The following is a 16,787-nucleotide window of genomic DNA, read 5'->3' as shown; positions in this document are numbered from 1 at the left end:
GTGTGATGGGCACTCCGCGACGTCCCCAGTCCCTCCGATCCTGCGAGCAATGACGCAACCTCGGACCGGCCGACAGTCGGCGCTACATCCGTCAAGCGAAAGTAACATCCTCAGATGAGGCAATACGGGGGGTCAAATTTGCAAGCCGATTGACATTCAAAGAGCATTGTTGCAGGAGCGATATTCGGAAGGCCCTCATGCATGCCCATGTCCACCACGAAGTAGGAATATCCTTCGTTATAGGCCACCTCGTTAAAGGCAAAGGTATTGAGCGGACCTACGTCGTGCGTCCTAATTTGCGGACCGCTGGCAGGCTGGAAATGCTTCGAGCCGTTGGCCAGCGGCTGCATCTGAGCCAACCAGATGCTGTGTGAACAAAGCCACTTCCGAAACGCATGGACGTTCTTGTCATCGAGGCCGAGCTGTTTCCTCTTTGCTCGATCTTTGTTGAGGAATCCGACCACACCCAATCGCTCATATGATGCGCGGTGATGACGAAATTCATCGCATGGCGCGCGGAGCCAGGGTTTTCGCAGAAGTCGTCAAACTCTTGGACGAGCTTTTGATAGAACTCCAGCGGGTTTGTGATGCCGAACACGTCACCCTCCATTCTAAGCGACCAGCCCTAAGCCTCACGAACAGGGGCGTCTTTGCAGGCGGACTAAGCCCCAAAATGCCCCTTCGGCCGAATATTCCCTCTTTACGTACTTGAACAAGAAGTCGTAGCCGGTGACGTTACTTACCGCGGTTAGCACTGGTGAAGTTGTATCTCAGATTGCCGGCTCGTCTTTGTTAGGGCCTCGCTTTGCCGCCTCGATAGATCGCTTGATCTTGCAAACTGGCAGCGTCGATACCCGCGGAGTGTGGCAGCAACGGCGGGTCAATTGCGAGTTGCGATGTTATGGTGCGCTCGGAGGGCGTTCGCATTTGCTGCAATTTCAATGGGTTGTAGAGATTTTCTGAAGCATAAGGTACATTTCGAAGGCAAAAGTGTCTTTGAAGAGGTGGCAATCATGCGCGAACCCACCTCCGCTCTTACCGATCCGTCGGGAGGCTCCTTAGCTTTGGCCGAGCATCAGGCCGCGCTTGGCAAACGTCGCAATAACTGAGTCCGTAGTTGGCCGTTGGCCGCCTTCAGATCGAGTTCCGTCAGGTACCGGCAATTCAAGTGCCCGACCAGATCGCCGGCGCTCATATTTACCTTTCGCCCGCTCTATACATAACGCCCTTCCTCTGCGATCGAACGTTTCGATGTCGACACCGCGTTCTTACAGACCTCCCGCCATAGCGGGAATTCCCGTGACCTTGTCGCGGTTCTGTCTGACCCATAGCGATCTTGCCAGCATTTCGGGAACTTGCTCCCTGAACTTTCCGACCTTGATGTTGGCGACGAACTCCGCCACCTCGTTGGGATCAATCTTCTGCATTTCGGCAAGCTTCGAGAGGATCGGGCGCAGCTCGCTTTCCTTGGTTTTGGAGACTGAGACGCCGAGTTCGTGCACGCCCGACTGCAGCCCCGCCATCGCAAGGGCAGCGTTGAAGACTGCCGTCGCCTGGGATCCAAACCAGAGAAAGACATGCAGGTCGCGGTCCTCCGGGACGAGCGATCGCCGTCCCAGATCGAGCTTCCGGAACGTCTCGCGTCCTTCCGCCAGCAAGTCCCGAGCTCTGGCGTCGAGGTAGGGCGGGACGTCGTCCGCCAGATAGACCTCGCGCATCTCGGCGACCAGCCGATCGTGAGCCGGTTCACCGGCCGCTGGTTCGAAGCGCGGCACGACTCCGCCCGGATGGGGGGCGACGACCAGCGTCTTCGTCTGCTCGTCCAGGTCCTGCACGATCCAGCGTTGCCCTGCGAACACGACAAGCCCGTCCTTGTGAACTGGATGCGTAATCGGCAGCGTCCCCAGCGTCCGCCCGCCTACAGTCAGCCGCCACTCTTCGTTCGACTCGAAGACCGCGAAGAAGCTCCGCGATTGCGCGACCTTCTCGCCTTCCTGCCCGAGCATCAGCGTCCCATCGCCCGCCTGCTCGATGAAGCGGACTGTCTGGCTGCCCAGATGTCGCAACAGCGAAGCGAATTCGGCCTTCGAGATCGAGGAGAAGGGGCCAGGCCCGCACAGCAGGTCGTACAGAGGCTTCGGCCCGATGCCGCCGCGCTCTACGATCACGGACAGCATCTGGTGGACGAGCGTCGAGCGATCTCGGGAGCGGTGCGAGCCTCTTCCACGAATCCTTGAAGAAGAAGCCTGACGACCGCGACGGATCTGATCGTGTTGGGACGCAGACGATCGAGGATGCCGGATTTGTCGTCGATGTTCGGCTCGCGCAGGTGGATGCGCAGGATCGACGGAGTGCCACGTCGCCTGCCCGTGCGTCCCAGTCTCTGCTTCAGGGATGCCAGCGAGCGCGGTGCGCCGATCTGGGCGACCGATTTGACTGAGCCGATGTCGACGCCGAGCTCGAGCGTCGAGGTGCATACCGCCGTCGTCGGCAATTTGCCCTCCTTCAGGCGATCTTCAAGCTCTTCGCGGAGCACTTTCGAAAGGCTCCCGTGGTGCGGGTAGAACTCGTTGGGTACGCCGGCCTTCTCCGAGCGCCTTCGCAGGCGGTCGGCCGTCGACTCCACCGTCCGCCGCGATCCGCCGAACACGAGGTTGTTCTCGCCCCGCAGGGCCTCGAACAGGTGATCGGAAATCGAGTCGAGCGCAATCCGCCGCGGCACGTCCTGCTCAGAGCCGGATCCACCGCCTTCCGCGTGATCCGGATCGTCCAGGTCGGGAGGCTCGACGTATCCTCTGACCTGAAGGCGCAATTCGGGAGCGTCCGACTTGGCCTCGAGCTGTTCGACACTCGTAGGACTCGTCGGTCGCAGCCACGCGCGGGCCTGGCCGAGATCGCCGATCGTCGCGGAAAGTCCGACGCGCCGGGCCGGGCGCACCGCCATCGCGTCGATGCGCCGCAAGAGGCTGGCCACGTGCAATCCCCGCGGTCCCTGCAGGAAGGAATGAAGCTCGTCGACGACGATGAAGTCGGCGGACGACAGCAGACGTTTGGCGTCGGCCGGACGACGGACAAACATGGCCTCGATCGATTCCGGAGTGATGAGGGCGATCCCGTCGGGTTTGTTCATCGCCTTCTTCTTCTCTGCCTGCGGCGCATCCCCGTGCCATTTGACCACCGGGATCTCCATGCTCTCGCACAATCCTTCGAGGCGCCGGAACTGGTCGTTGATGAGCGCCTTGAGCGGGCTGACGTAGAGGACCGAGAAGCCGGACGCGTTGCGCTCCGCGATCGACGTCAGGATCGGGAGGAACGCCGCTTCCGTCTTGCCGGCCGCGGTCGTCGCGGAGATCAGGATATCGCGATCGCCGTCGAGGACGGCGAGGATCGTGCGCGCCTGTATCTCGCGCAATTCGTCCCAGCCCTGGTCGCGGATCCAGCGACGGATCTTGGGATGGAGCAGGTGATAGACGGCTTCAAGTCCCGAGCCGGAAGCTGGTGAGTTCATCGTCGTCTCCGGGCTGCGCGCCGCCCTCGGGCATCGTTTCCTCCTGGCCCTGCAGATCGGCAGGTACCTGCACCTGGTCCAGAAGATCCTGCCACTTCGTGCCCGGGTTCTGCTCGAGCACCGAGAGCATCTGAACGAAGGCCTTCACCGTAGTCCGCGGCGTGCGGAAGTATGCTTCTCCGATGCGGCGATCGCAGTGGGCCATGAAGGCGGTCAACGCCTCGTCCGGGACCAGATATTTGGACGGGTCTCCCGCCGCGAACACCATTCGTATGTTGGAAAGCAGGACCAGAAGATCCTCCGGGGTCAGGCTCTGAAGGTTGATGACCGGGCCCGAAAGATCGACGAGACCTTTGGTGGCGAACTGGTTCTCCGCCAGCCGCGACTGTAACGCTTCGTAGCTAAACAGACCGCGCCTGGTGTCCATCAGGAACTGCGGCGTGCCGCACATGACGAAGCCGATATTGGCGGTGTTTCCCTGCAAAGCGTCGTTCACGATGCGGAGGATCTGTTCGAAATTCGACTTGCGCGCCTGGGCGTTCTGAAGCTTGTAGATGTTGACCATCTCGTCGAACATCACGAGCAGTCCGGCGTAGCCCGCGACCTTCGTCAGACATGCGAGGGACTTCAGCGAGTCGTACACGCACTCGTCGTCGATGATGGTCCTGACGCCGAGCGATTTGTTCGCCTCGGTCTTCGTCGAGAACTCTCCGCGCAACCACCGCAGGGCCGCGAGCTTGAGTTCCTCGTTCGACGCTTCGCTGCCGCGCCAGTAGGCCTTGAGCACCGTCGCGAAATCATAGCCTCCGACGAATTCCTGGATCGGGGCCAGCTTCTCGTCGATCACCTTCTCGACCGGGACCTGCCGTTCTCCGGCTTCCTTGACGGCGTCGGTGACGAGCCGCTCCACCACCGCCGCCAGGGCGCCGCCCTCCGGCTTCGTGCGGGTGGCCATATTGCGGACGGCTTCGGAATAAAGCGCCCTCGCCTGGCCGCCGCTGGAGTGGATGCGACGATCGGGCGCGAGATCCGCGTGCACGGTCACGCACTTCCGCTCCAGCGCGATCAGCCTGATGAGGTTCGCGAAGAACGTCTTGCCGGCGCCGTAGTCGCCGATCACGAATCTGACGGCCGCTCCGCCGTCCGCGATCCTGTCGACGTCGCGCAGCAACGCTCCGATCTCCGCGGCTCTGCCGACCTGGATGTGCGGCAGACCGACGCGTGGCACCACGCCGGCGCTCAACGCCTGGATAATCGTGTCTCGTTCCTTCGGTTTTATCGTCTTCGGCGCCTTGCTCATGCCGTCGTCTCTCTCAGTTCAGCCAGCCGCTCCCGCAGATGCGCGACCATGACGATCTCGTCCCCGTCTTCGAGCAGGGGCTCCTCGAAGCGATCGAACGACCAGTCGTTGATGCGCTCGATGGCGCCGTCTGCGAGGAGCTTCATCGCGCGCGCCCGCTCGTCGAATTCGGCCCTCGCGATCGTCCCTTTCAGCTCGAGGAGTTCGACGAGCTCCGTATGGGGCCTGTCCAACCCCTCGAAGGCGGCGCTGTTCGCCGCGGTTGCCACCGGTGTCTCGACTGAGACCGGAGCCGCTTCTTCCTCGAAGATGTTCGCCAGCAGTTCCGCCACCGCGTCGGTCTCCCGCTGAGTCCGCGCAAGACGCGCGGCGTCGATGCGGACTCCGGCGACGGGAGGCGGCGCGACGACAGGATCCGGTACGGCCACCGACTTTTCCTTCGGGATGGGCACGCCCGCCTCGCGTCTCTCGACGGACAAGGACACCGGTTCGTCGGCTCGCGGCACGGCCCTATGCAGCTCGGAATAGACTCGCTCCTTCGGAAGCCCCAGAGCCTTGTGGAGCTTCTCGAGAAATCTGACCTCGTCCGGTTGAACGTTCTGGTCGCCGCCGACGACGGCCACCGCGGCGTCGGCGATGGCCTCCCGTTCGGCATCGCTGCGTTCCGCCAGGCGCTTCATGACTCTAGATAGTTTGGGCGGGTTATTGAAGATGGTGACGGCGAACGCGATCAGACGCGCCCGTTCGATAGCGCTAAGATCCTTCCCGCCCCTTATTCCTGCAATTACTCGCGAAATCTCCTCGCTGGAGGATTCGCCGTCCGCCGCCGCCGCGAGCACGGCGACCTCCACCTGGGCCTTCATCGACCGATAAGCCTGACGCTCTGGGTCAACCGGCCCGCCGCGCGGCGCCTTGAACAAGAAGATCTGATCCTCCGGCTGCGGGACGGCGCCGCCGAAGCGTCGGTCCGGTTCGATCGCGACATCGAGGCGGTCGAGCACCTGCCCGAGCTGGTCGGCCAGCCCAGAAGACACCTTGCCGTTCTCGGGAAGATCGAAGCCGGCCGATCGCAGCACGGTGCCCATGGTCGTGCTCGCGCGACTTTCGCCACCCATGATCTCCGACAGACGCTCGCCGAACGAACGCAGCGCGTCGAAGCCGACTTCCGACAGTAGATCCAGCGGAAGCAGAAGCGACGCCTGCACCGAGTTGCGCGCGTCGGGCTGACGACCCAGGAGGCGGCTGAATCCATCGAGTTCGTCGGTACATTCCTGCGCGAGACGCCTCAATGGTTCGAGGGATGTCGTCGCCTTCACGACGTCGGGATAGACGCGATGGGGTCCGTCCACCGCAACCCGGAAGGCTCCGCTCGCGGCTTCGTACCGAAGATCGATATTGCCGGAAGTAGCAACGTCGAATCCTTCTGGAAATGCGTTCCGGAAACGCAGATGCCAAAGAGACACGAACTCGTCGAAGCACCGAACCGCGGCCGTGCGCAGATACACGTCCGGCAGCGCCAGAAGCCAGAGCAGAGCGTCCTCCGACAGGATCGTGGATGATTGCGCGAGGCGCCGCCCGAGGTGGAGGCGCACCGGAATGTCCATCTCGGGACAGTGCGACCGCGCCGCCGACGGTTGCGGAAGGGCAAGCGGCATACCGGCGGCGCATCTCGCGATGTCCACGAACCGCTTCCCGTAACTCTGGAAGGACTCGCTGTCGACACGCGTCGCGAGGAGCCTCTCGACCTCGGCGATGCAGTCCGGCGCGCTCGCGAGGTCCCGGTCGACGAAGAGCCTGTGCTCCAGCCCGTAGAAGAACAGAAAGACATGCCCGATGCCATAGGAAGCCGTCCGCCGCCCCGTCGACATCCAATCGAGGAAAGCGCGCCGCGAGGCCGGTGGAACGTCGGCGTATGACGGCCAGTACGGCATGGAATCGCCAGCGACGTCCGGCCGCGACGCCCTTGCGGAAAGCTTCGGATTGACGACGTAGCCGTCAATTTCTTGTTGTTCGCAAAAGACTGCTTCGCCGAGATAGAAAAGCCCGCCGTCAGTCCATCCACCGCCCGTTCATTGAGCAATAGCGTGTGATGGCAGGGAAGTACAATCGTCCAAGGTCGTAGTCCGCAATCTTGTGTAATAGCAGTAGTTCCGGAGGCTTGCCTTCGCTTGACGCAGACGCATGTTCCCGTTATGTTCCATACATGGAATGAGCGACCTGACTCCGTCAACTGGCGAACGTCAACACGCAAGGATGGAAGGTTCGCTGCGTAGGCTAGGAGGAGGAAAGCGCTCGGTCCGGCTGCGGCGTGCTCTGATCCAGGGCTTGTTTCGGCGGCGCGCGAGGACTCCAAAACCATCTCTCCGAGAAGCATTGCTGAGTCAGATGTTCGATGGAGCCCATGATGCGATCGGAATGGACGGCTGCGGAAAGGCCGAGCGGCAATCCGCTGCTTGCGCACCAGCTCAGCAAGCACTCGCGCAAGACGCGTGACCACGCCGTCTCTGCTGGTAGCCACTCCTGCGCAATATCGCTCACGAGCAAAACTGGTTTTAGTGGAAAAACTGCCCCGGTCGCTTTCGACGTTCGACCCGGACACCGCAACCGCTGTAAAGCTGCATCGTAAGAGTGGCGAGGCAGCCTGATGCCAGTGGTTCGAAATAGGAGGGATCATGAACTTCGCAGCAACGGTCGCCGGCGCCGCGCATGAACCCACCCTCCAATGCCCGCATTGCAGGAATGAGATCAAGCTGACGGAATCGCTTGCGGCTCCTCTGCTCGAAGAAACACGCCGGCGGTTCCAAGAGCAACTTGCCAGCAAAGATGCGGAGGTCGCCCGTAAGGCTGAAGCGTTGCGCCAAGAGCGTGAACAGCTTGCAAGGGCGCGTGAGCAGATCGAGGACCAGGTCGCGAAACGAGTTTCCGCCGAACGAGTCGTGCTCGTAGCGGCGGAAGCCAAGAAAGCCCGCGAGGCGGCCGCTGCAGAGTTGCACGCCAAAGAGGCGGAAGCGAGCGAGCTTCGACAGAACCTTGCGGCGAATAATGCAAAACTCGCCGAGGCGCAACAAGCCCAGGCCGAGCTAATGCGGAAGCAGCGTCTCCTAGACGAAGAAAAGCGCGAACTCGATCTGACGATTGAGAAACGGGTTCAGGCCTCGATTGCTGAGATTCAGGCCAAAGCTCGACTAGAAGCTGACGAAGCCGCTAGGTTGCGTGTTTTGGAGAAAGATCAAACGATCGAATCTATGACACGGACGATCGAAGAGCTGAAGCGCAAGGCCGAACAAGGCTCTCAACAAGCACAGGGCGAAGTGCTTGAGCTCGAACTCGAAGTGCTCTTGCGTGGACGTTTTCCGATGGACCTGGTCGAGCCTGTCGCCAAGGGCGAGCTGGGCGCCGACGTGGTACAGCAAGTCAATGGTTCGATCGGCCAAGCCGCCGGCATCATTCTTTGGGAGTCGAAGCGTACCAGAGCGTGGAGTGATGGCTGGCTGGCAAAGCTGCGCGATGACCAGCGCCGATGTGGGGCTGACGTTGCCCTCATCATCTCCCAGGCTCTTCCGAAACACGTCGAGCATTTTGATCTGGTCGACAGTGTATGGGTCGCACACCCGCGCTACGCACTTCCAGTAGCCGTTGCTCTCCGTCAGACGCTCATCGAGGTGAGTGGGTCACGCCTGGCGCAGCAGGGACAACAGACTAAGATGGAACAGGTGTACCAATACCTGACTGGTATCAAGTTCCGCCAAAGGGTGGAGGCTATCGTCGAGAAGTTCAATGACATGCGCGACGACCTCGACAAGGAGCGCAAGTTCATGGGCAGGCAGTGGGCCAAGCGCGAGACTCAGATCCTTTCCGTAATCGAGTCTACGGCTGGCATGGTCGGCGACTTACAGGCGATTGCCGGCAAAGCAATGCCGGAGATCCCGAGCATCGATCTGCCGTTGCTGGAGAGCTCGGCAGATCCAGAGCAGAAGACAGGGTGACGGCTGTACGGCGCGTTATTCGCACGAACTCAATGATACTTCTGACCTCTGTTGTCAAACGCGATCTTCGTGCCTTCTAGCACATCAACGACAGCCCTGTTGATTATCCCATCTTAGCCCGACTGGTAGGAGATACGGGCGCCATTCTTCCTGTCGAATGTTGCGTGTATGATCTGTTCGGCATCGCACACGACCGCCAAGTTCGGATTGTGCGTTACCATGACAATCTGTCGGGACTTTTTCGCCTCGTTGAGAACCGGAACGAGCAAGCTCACAACCGTCTCGTTGTCCAAATTCTCCTCCGGCTGATCGAGGACGATTGGATTTCGTCCCTTGTCGACCAACAGATAAAAGATCAAAAGAAGAGCACCGCGCTGCCCGGGGGACAACCGTTCGATGTGTGTGTCCTGGAACAGCAGCGTATACTTTGGTTCCAGATACTGAAGTCCGAATACATAATTGTAGACCTCCGATGGCGCCTTGTCCTTCCTCATGAGCACCCTGATCCCTGGGACATTGTTCGCCGCCTTCTCGGCGCTCTCGGTCAGCAGGGAGGCGATGTCTTCGGCAAAGCCTGCCGCATCGGTCGCATTTTCGAAGCTATACTTCTCAAATCTGCTACGGACCGCGGCAAAGCTCTCGTCTTCGCCCCGCAGCTCGCCAATATTTTGCTTGATGGCTCCAAAAAGATTCGTCGCGATGGCGTCAGGTGAGCCGAGTAGCTTGGCTTGAAACTGAAGCTTGTAGTCGTCCCGGATTAGCGAATTATTCTGAATCAACTGCTGCAACGGCGCGAACAACGCCTCCCGTGCTGCGCGCTGATCTTCCAGCACTGCAAAGATCTGGCTGGTAATCTCCCGGCGTGACGCCCGCCTTTGCGCCAGTAGCGTCGGAAGTTCATTTATCTGAGCGAGCCGTCGTTGCAGCCCCTTAAGGCTTTCCGGCTCCGTCTCGGATCCTTCAATCGCCTCCAGAGCGACTTGCCAACCCTTCAGGGCTTGTGTGTATGCTTGGTACTTCTGCTGCGGTTCGTTCAATTTCTGAGAGAGTTGCTTCTGCTCCGTGACCAAAGCCGCTTCCGTCTTAGCGGCGCTTTCAACCCTTTTCGTAATCTCTCCGTCACTCGCGACCACCGCTTGCTCAAGCTGAGTCAGGACGTGGCGGTTGACGGTCAAGGTGATCATCTCCTCCGATTTCAGGTCGACCGTGGCGAGGTCGTCGGCGATCTCCGATACGAAGGTCGCGAATTGCTTCTCAAACAGGCTAATGCGCTCGCCGACGTTGCGGAGCGATCGCTGCTTTCTGCCGATGATTCGCCTGTCATCGGCAACCTTCTTGGCCTCAGTCTTGAGCTGCTCCAGCGCCACGCCGATCTCCGCCAGTCTGGCACTTGCCACTTGCTGATCGGCAGTAAGCTCGGCCGTCGGCTGTTCGACCACTGCAGGTCTAACTGCCGCATGTTCCTCGATCTGCTTCGCTTTGAGCTTGATCTGCTCCTCGAGATTTTTCTGGACGTTGGGATGGAGTTGATCTTCAATATCAACGATCTGCTCGTTGAGCGCCCGCAACGATTTGCGAAGCTCGTTCGCTTGAGCCCGGAAGACATTCTCCTGCTTGTCAATAAGCTGATCGAAACTGAGGGCCTCAAGACGGACGTTGTTCGGAACGTGCGAAAAAATCACCTCGCGCAGCTCCTTCTCGAACTCGTCCGTCTTGCCCGACACGTGATCATTGCAAAGGGCTTCGAACCGCCCCTGTGGTATGTACCGAACAAGTTCGACCCGTTCGGGCGATGGATCATCAGCAAGGCCCATGACGCATGGATCGCCAGCTAGCCAGCACAGCTCACCGATGAACTGGCGCGCCGGCTCACCCGCCTTCCCGCGAAATCGATCCCGTTTGAGAAATGAGAAGTGGGCATTTTGCTGCGAGTTTCCCAGCAACGCCACGATGTCCGCGAGAGCACTCTTGCCGCTTCCTTTGTTACCAATAATCGCGATGAGGTCTGGGTTCAGAAGGATCTCGGTTCCGTGGAGCCAAGTGTCGGGAAGCGTGCTGTCAGGGTTCTTGTTAATGCTAATCCGATCTATGTAGAACGTCTTGTGGCGGTTGATCCGCTCCAGCTTCGGCGGCAATTCGCCGAGGAATGAACGCTTGGCAGGTTCTTTCAGCACCTGCAACAGGCCCTTCCAGGTCGGATCGGCTTTGATCCACGTACGCTTGCCGGACGGAAACTGTCCGTATCCACGCTTATCGTTGGTCCCGTTTCCACGGAAGCGGTGGGCATCGCTGCCGGACACCGCCAGTCGAGGAACGCCCCTCAATGCCGCTTGGAAGTTACCGAGCCACTTTTTGTTTCCCTCTGTCTCAATATCGCAAAAGGCCGCCCAAAGGTCTGTGTTTCTGGTTTCAAAGATTGGAGAAGATTCGAACAGCCCCAGCGCATAGGCGTAGTGATCCGTCCAATTGACTGAATCGAGTCCGTCGTTAGTGGAGAACGGCATAAAGCCAACTGCCCGACCACCAGGAACCTGGCGAATCGCCTCCTTGTACGAGTCGACGTTCAACTCTGCAATCTTGCAGCCTGCGGCGAGCGCCTCCCCCTCTTCTGAAGCCACCTTGCCCTTATCAAATCCATGTTTGGCCAGTTTGTCCGCGCCCACATATCGGGCGTACTCGATCAGCGCATCACGAGACAGCGGTTGATTGATGAGTTCGAGCTTGAGCCGCGAGAGAAAGTCTCTGAGGTGCTGGTCGCTGATTTCATTGGAGAAGAGGACGTGGGCATTAAGTCGGCCCTCCATGGGGGCTGCTAAGCGCAGTTCGATACCGGGAAAGACGGTTTTCAGAAGTGTCGGCGCCCCCTGTTCGGTCTGACGCGTCTTGAGCGCGAACCAGCCATCGAATGTCCAGTAATCCATGAGCCCGAACGCCATCGGAGCAGCGTCATTCAAGGCGCCGATCATCTCGTCGATGAGGTAGTCGTTTCGCGCCTTCTCCGCACCGAAGCGCTCTCCATCCCAATGAAACGAGGCTGGCGAATGTATGTGCAAATCCCACTCGCGCCATTCAGACCCTCTCGAAAACATACTCGCAATCCCCCAGCCGTCTTCGTTGTACGCTATCCGACCTATATGGATTCAGTGATTTTGGTTTGCCGCCGCCTGCTCATTCCGCAATCATCGCGAGGGGCCTGACACCGATGGAAGATGTATGTGCCGGTGACGATCGAGATCGCATGCCGCATCCCGGCCTTGTTCATGGTCTCGAACGCTCCACAAATCGAACTGGCTTCCGCAAGTCCTGAAAATACACTCTGCATCCACCATATTCTGTGCGACCATTGTCGATAATCTACCAGAGGTTTAGTCGATCACAACCGCGCCATCCAGATTTCCTTTCGACAATTCGGCTCAAAACGTCGAACACTCCCGAAGCCCACCTCCAGCCACATGAGGAACGCGACAGCGCACCACGGATTTCCCGTACCCGCCTCAGAATATCCTGCCGAATGACGGCAGCGTCGTAGTCTTTCTTCAACAATGCTACGTTGGTACCGTAGATCTGGGGTCCGCAGACGTGCCCGACCAGAAAACGCTGCGCAGCCTTGTTCACGACCACCCCCCAAGGTGGCGCTGATGACAATGGGCGCAACGCGTGGGTCTTTCGAGCTTGCGAAGGTCGTGGGCGAACTCGAGAAGGGAGCAGCGTCTCCACTCGGTACGAACGGTACCGGACGGTCCAGCGAGTCCGGATTGTCCGTGGTCAATTCGACTGACAACAAGTGCGAGTCGCTGACCGTTTCCCAGTGCCGAAGTTTCATGCCAAGCCCTATTCGCTCAATACGCGAGGGGGAGACGCGTATACGCGGGTTGATCGGTACCAGCAACCGCTTTTGGCTTCGAATCTATTGATTACCGGCAGCCTCGAACGCGGGAAGCCTATTTGTAAGCTATTGATCTGCTGAGCGAAATGGCGGGCGCACCAAGGCTCGAACCTCGGACACCCTGATTAGGAGTCAGCGGATTCGCTGCTACGTCGACGCCGGCGGCGGACGAGCTCCTCAGGATCCACACCCAAGGCCGCGGCGATACGTTCAACGACGAGCAGCGAGGGATTTCTCTTACCCGTTTCGACACCACTCAGATACGTTTGATGCACCTTCGACCGATCGGCGAGCTCTTCTTGGCTCATCTTCTTTGCTCGGCGCAATTCCTGGATATTGAGGCCGACTCGATCCTGCAAGCGCATGCAGGGAGAGCAAAAGAAACCGCGCTACGAGCCCATAGACTATGAGTCATAAAATGAGTACTTTAACGGGTGCAGGCCGAGATGGAAATCTATGTCGCTAGAGCGTGCCAATCTACGAGTCGGTCCCTTTGCGCAGTTTGGCCAAGATGTGTCGACCATTGGCTACCGCGATTTGTCGAGCGGACAGGTTGTGTCCTCTATCGAGCTTCCAACAGAAATCCTCGAGCGATCAGCACTCGCTAACATTGCGATCCAGGTTGTGTTATCGGCCAGCGGAGAGATCATCTCGGTTGCGAACGGTGCGACAGCGACGTTATCTTCTGCAGCGAGAAGGATCTCAGTTGACGACCTCGTTGAATCATTGCTGGATCACGACAATCTTCGTATGGAGGAGGCGACGGAAAGCGAATTAAGAATACTCCTTGAAAGGCTCCGGAGATCCGTTCGTGCGGTTGAGAGTGCCATCGAAGCAGTACAAGAGGCTGCACGTTAACCTGATTTTTTTACGCCGAGTTGATTGGTGATCCACCCGCGCCTGTGCGCTTGCTCTTCCTAAAATCCGCGTCACTATCTAGAAACGCTTCGAGCATAAACGGAATCAGATCCGCCACCTCCTCCTGGCTGCCATAGGTCTCCCTGTAAAAATCAGCGTACTCGCGGAGCCGTTTTGCCAGAGTCGGAGTGAAGACAACATTCATTTTGACCGGTGTCCGATCAGGCAGCTTCGCAAGCTTCATCCCTCACCTACCCTTCGCTAGTGTCTGAAGGTCCTGGTAGGGCTTCAGCACCAGGTCCTTCGAAACAATCACCCGCAGCGGCCAACCTGGCCGCACCGTGATCGTCGGCTGCACGTCAAGCTCGCGCTCGACCAGGCGCTGGCCGGCGCGATTGGTCGTTTGCTGGGTGCTTTCCCGCAACGCCTTGACGAGATCGCTCTCGTCATTGCCGATCGATAGCTGAGTCCCTACCCCGATCAGGGTCGCCAGGGCCACGCCCTTGAGCAACTGCCAGGTATGGAAGTCCACCTGGTCCTCGAGCCCGGCATAGCCTGCAACGTCTGTAGCCGGAAGATTCTCGATTACGATCGAATTGCCGTTCGGCAGTATGAGCCTCGTCCAGATGACCAGCGCCCGCTTCTGGCCAAAAGCGACGACACTGTCGTACTTGCCTACGATTCTCGTCCCTTGGGGGATCAAGAGGTGCTCGCCGGTTACCGTGTCATAGACGTTCTCGGTGACCTGTCCGATGGTGGTGCCAGGCAAGTCCGAATTCAGTCCCGTGACGAGGCTCGCCGGGATGATCGACCCTGCCATCACCGCATATGTGGATGGTGCGGGTTTGAGTGCATGGGGATTGGTGGTCTCCGTGTCAGCTTTCGCCCCGACAAAGGCTAGCTTTCGCGCCTGCGACGAGGGGATGATTTCGCTGGAGCGATCGATCATCGCCTGCGCCGTCTTTGCAAGTTCCGCAGCAGATGGACCGGTGTCGGGCGTTGCAGGCCGGAACGCCGATGGAGTAATCGCCGGAGCATCAGTCGGACTTGCCTGCTTGCGCTTCTCCTGTTTTTCCGACAGGCGGAAGAACAGCCCCGACTCCTTCGCTTGCTGAGCGACCCGCGTCTGCCGGATCCGCTCAGCCCGTTCGGCATCTTCCTCCGGGTTGGTCCGGAAGCCCGAGTCCGATGCCACGCCCGCCTTCTTCTCGTTCTCCGCAAAGGCCCGGCCGATGTCCCCGGGCGACGGCGGTCCAAGCCGCGGCGTCGATGGCGGCAGGTCCTCATAGGATTTTGGCAGCTTGCTCAACCCTTCGGCGGTCTGCTTGCGGTCGGTATTGTATAGTTCCGTCCGCTCCGGCTGTTTGAACGAGTGTGGTCGGAGCGCAACCAGCGTGGCCCCGGCAATGAACAGCGCGGCAGCCGCGCAGCCGATCATGAGGGCGCGCCTATTGAGGCGCCGAACCGACCGCGGCCGCGCCCGCAGTTCGAGCGGCTCCGGATCCTGGTCTAATCCCGTCGTCATGAGGCTCTCCCGGTGCTGAAGGCCTGCGACACGGGGCGTGCGTCGATACGGATGATCCGGACGACGCGCTGCGGATTTTCACCAAGACGAAGTTCGGCGGCGCCGAACATCCGATCGACGATGTAATAGGCGCCGCGGACGCGGTAGTTGACGAGGTTCGGCCGGCCATCGGCGCCGGCAACGAACAAGGGTGGCGCCTCGCCTTGTGAGATGCCCGATGGCATCTGGATATAGACCTTGCGACCATCGTCGAAGGCCCGCACCGGGCGCCACGGCGGATCGTCTCCTTCAATGCGATAACGGAAGTTCAGGCTGTCGAGCCGCACCCCGCGATCGGCGATCCGCTCCTCGCTTTCCTGGGCGGCAACGTTCTGCTTGTGGAGGGCAATAAGCGTATCCGTTGGATAGGTCCAGGAGATCGACGCCATGTAGGTCTGCTTGGTCGAGACGAGCTCGAGGTGATAGGCCCGCCGGTCAGTCAGGACCACGAGGTTGGTCTGGATGTCCGGCAACGTCGGCTTGACCAGGATGTGCACCCGCCGGGAATTCCCCTGCCCGCTCGAAGTATCGCCGACCACCCAGCGAACCGTATCTCCGGTGGAGACGTCGACCAGTTCCTCGCCGGCTTGAAGCCCGATGGTCGAGACCTTTTCTGGGCTTGCATAGAGCCGGTAGAGCGCGCCTTCCGTCCAAGGGTAGACCTGGATGGCGTTGATATATCCGGCGCGCGTCGGCTCAATCCGGGCCGCCTTGTTCGCCTTGGCGATCGCCTGCTCCGGCGGCAGTTTCTCCTCCTTGCCACCTTTTGTCGGAAAGGGTTTCAACTGGCCCGGCAACGGCAGAACCTTCGGGCTTTCGACGACTTGCACGGGCGCCGGCGGGTCGTTCTCTGGAACGGCCTTCTCAAAGGACATTTCATCATACGGCGCTTCGAGATTGAGCTTGGTGGCGCATCCGGCAAGCGCAAGCGACAAGGCAACGACGCTGGCCGACGCGAGCCTAGTGAGAGCGGTAGAGTTCATTTGGCGTCTCCAATGAGGTCGCGCGACCAGTTGAGGGAATGGACGTAGAGACCGAGCGGATTCTTCCGCAGCGTTTCGGCATCTGCGGGCGGCTTGAGAACCGTGGTGACGAGACCCGTGAAGCGCTCGGTCTTTGCGATCGCGCCGTTCTCGTAGGCGTTCTCCTTCCAGCGGATCTCGAAGCTGTCGCCGGACGCGCGCACCACGGACGTGACTTCTGCAGTCACCGTCTTGGACCCGATCTTTGTGAACGGATCGGTTTCCCGCGCGTAGTCGTTCAACGCCTGCGCGCCGCGGTCGGTGACGAAGTCGTAGGCATGCAGCCAGTTGGCCCGGACGATGACCGGATCGATCGACAGCGAGCGTACGTTCTCGATGAATCGTGCAAGGAAATGCGCGATTTGCGCGTCGGACGGTTGGTAGGCTTCGAGCGCGGGTCCGACAGCCCGGACTTCACCGAGCCGATCGACCTCGACCACGTAGGGAACGACACCCGAGCGGGCGATCTGGGTAAAGATCGTCAATCCAAGGACACCGGACAGGCCGACGGCCGCCAGCGCCGCCAGCCGCCAGTTGCTCGCCTGGACACGGGCGGAGCCCAGCCGCTCATCCCAGACTTGAGCCGCCTTCTGATAGGGGGTGACCGGCTCTGGCGTCTCGCCATAGCGGACCGACACGCGCTGAAAGGGGTGAGATGCCATG

At 60.0% G+C, this 16,787-nt stretch carries 12 protein-coding genes and 2 pseudogenes; 2 read left to right on the top strand and 12 right to left on the bottom strand.

What is annotated here, in order from left to right; all coding sequences use genetic code 11:
- Positions 1-277: 277 nt before the first annotated feature.
- From ACZIRK_RS39315 to ACZIRK_RS39290, 6 genes and pseudogenes are all read right to left on the bottom strand, one after another.
- Positions 278-598: a hypothetical protein gene (locus ACZIRK_RS39315; RefSeq protein WP_474419345.1), complete on the bottom strand. Its 321-nt coding sequence runs from the start codon at positions 596-598 to the stop codon at positions 278-280.
- Between the two features lie 670 nt (positions 599-1,268).
- Positions 1,269-2,168, bottom strand: a complete 900-nt coding sequence (locus ACZIRK_RS39310; RefSeq protein ID WP_474419344.1) for a hypothetical protein — start codon at positions 2,166-2,168, stop codon at positions 1,269-1,271.
- Complete coding sequence (locus ACZIRK_RS39305) at positions 2,165-3,508, bottom strand: DEAD/DEAH box helicase (RefSeq protein WP_474419343.1); 1,344 nt, start codon at positions 3,506-3,508, stop codon at positions 2,165-2,167. Before ACZIRK_RS39305 ends, ACZIRK_RS39310 begins: the two co-directional genes overlap by 4 nt.
- A complete protein-coding gene (locus ACZIRK_RS39300; RefSeq protein WP_474419342.1) occupies positions 3,477-4,808 on the bottom strand; it encodes an ATP-binding protein in 1,332 nt (443 codons plus the stop codon). The genes ACZIRK_RS39305 and ACZIRK_RS39300 overlap by 32 nt, the downstream gene beginning before the upstream one ends.
- The gene (locus ACZIRK_RS39295; protein WP_474419348.1) at positions 4,805-5,671 is read right to left on the bottom strand and encodes a tellurite resistance TerB C-terminal domain-containing protein; all 867 of its coding nucleotides are present in this window, start codon (positions 5,669-5,671) and stop codon (positions 4,805-4,807) included. Before ACZIRK_RS39295 ends, ACZIRK_RS39300 begins: the two co-directional genes overlap by 4 nt.
- Positions 5,672-6,304: 633 nt before the next feature.
- Positions 6,305-6,847: pseudogene (locus ACZIRK_RS39290) on the bottom strand (TerB N-terminal domain-containing protein); the annotation flags it as partial.
- A 633-nt stretch (positions 6,848-7,480) separates the two neighbouring features.
- On the opposite strand from ACZIRK_RS39290, the gene ACZIRK_RS39285 reads away from it, so the two are divergent.
- Positions 7,481-8,794, top strand: coding sequence for a DUF2130 domain-containing protein (locus ACZIRK_RS39285; RefSeq protein WP_474419341.1), 1,314 nt, complete (start codon positions 7,481-7,483; stop codon positions 8,792-8,794).
- A 29-nt stretch (positions 8,795-8,823) separates the two neighbouring features.
- On the opposite strand, the pseudogene ACZIRK_RS39280 reads toward ACZIRK_RS39285, so the two are convergent.
- Together ACZIRK_RS39280 and ACZIRK_RS39275 are read right to left on the bottom strand one after the other, a co-directional pair.
- Positions 8,824-11,883: pseudogene (locus ACZIRK_RS39280) on the bottom strand (TrlF family AAA-like ATPase).
- A gap of 922 nt (positions 11,884-12,805) precedes the next feature.
- The gene (locus ACZIRK_RS39275; RefSeq protein WP_474419340.1) at positions 12,806-13,045 is read right to left on the bottom strand and encodes a helix-turn-helix domain-containing protein; all 240 of its coding nucleotides are present in this window, start codon (positions 13,043-13,045) and stop codon (positions 12,806-12,808) included.
- A 91-nt stretch (positions 13,046-13,136) separates the two neighbouring features.
- On the opposite strand from ACZIRK_RS39275, the gene ACZIRK_RS39270 reads away from it, so the two are divergent.
- The gene (locus tag ACZIRK_RS39270) at positions 13,137-13,538 is read left to right on the top strand and encodes a hypothetical protein (protein ID WP_474419339.1); all 402 of its coding nucleotides are present in this window, start codon (positions 13,137-13,139) and stop codon (positions 13,536-13,538) included.
- A gap of 10 nt (positions 13,539-13,548) precedes the next feature.
- Here the strand turns inward: ACZIRK_RS39270 and ACZIRK_RS39265 are convergent, their stop codons facing one another.
- The 4 genes from ACZIRK_RS39265 to trbF are packed head-to-tail and all read right to left on the bottom strand — an operon-like array spanning position 13,549 to position 16,786.
- Positions 13,549-13,782 carry a DUF2274 domain-containing protein gene (locus ACZIRK_RS39265; protein ID WP_474419338.1) on the bottom strand — a complete coding sequence of 78 codons (234 nt, stop codon included), beginning with the start codon at positions 13,780-13,782 and terminating at the stop codon, positions 13,549-13,551.
- A gap of 3 nt (positions 13,783-13,785) precedes the next feature.
- A complete protein-coding gene (locus ACZIRK_RS39260) occupies positions 13,786-15,063 on the bottom strand; it encodes a TraB/TrbI/VirB10 family type IV secretion system protein (protein WP_474419337.1) in 1,278 nt (425 codons plus the stop codon).
- Entirely contained in the window at positions 15,060-16,085 is a 1,026-nt protein-coding gene (trbG, locus tag ACZIRK_RS39255; protein WP_474419336.1) for a P-type conjugative transfer protein TrbG, read from the bottom strand. Before trbG ends, ACZIRK_RS39260 begins: the two co-directional genes overlap by 4 nt.
- The gene (gene trbF / locus ACZIRK_RS39250) at positions 16,082-16,786 is read right to left on the bottom strand and encodes a conjugal transfer protein TrbF (RefSeq protein ID WP_474419335.1); all 705 of its coding nucleotides are present in this window, start codon (positions 16,784-16,786) and stop codon (positions 16,082-16,084) included. The genes trbG and trbF overlap by 4 nt, the downstream gene beginning before the upstream one ends.
- Between the last annotated feature and the right edge of the window lies 1 nt (position 16,787).

Source organism: Bradyrhizobium sp. Leo114 (genome assembly GCF_055229415.2).
This window is presented reverse-complemented; position numbering and strand designations above follow the sequence as displayed.